At 67.6% G+C, this 259-nt stretch carries 1 protein-coding gene; it reads right to left on the minus strand.

Annotated elements, in window-relative coordinates; all coding sequences use genetic code 11:
• A partial coding sequence (locus SB772_RS42635; protein ID WP_410838849.1) for an ATP-binding protein occupies window positions 1–259 on the minus strand: 259 nt, incomplete at both ends.

Below are 259 nucleotides of genomic sequence, written 5' to 3' on the forward strand. Positions count from 1 at the left end.
GCATGGCCCGGGGCGACGACCTGGGTGAAAGGGGCGAACAGGCGGTCCTGATCGGCGGCGCTGATGCCGATGCCGCTATCGCGCACGCTCAGGTGCAGCAGGATCGCGTCCTGTCCTGCGGGGCGGGTACTGGCGCTGATGCCGACGCTGCCTTCGTCGGTGAACTTGATGGCGTTGCTCAGCAGGTTGGAAAGCACCTGCTTGAAGCGCAGCGCATCGACGGACACGCAGCGGCGCACGCTGTCGTCCAGCGCCAGGT

This window comes from Paraburkholderia sp. SIMBA_030 (assembly GCF_046535245.1).
Taxonomy (GTDB): domain Bacteria; phylum Pseudomonadota; class Gammaproteobacteria; order Burkholderiales; family Burkholderiaceae; genus Paraburkholderia.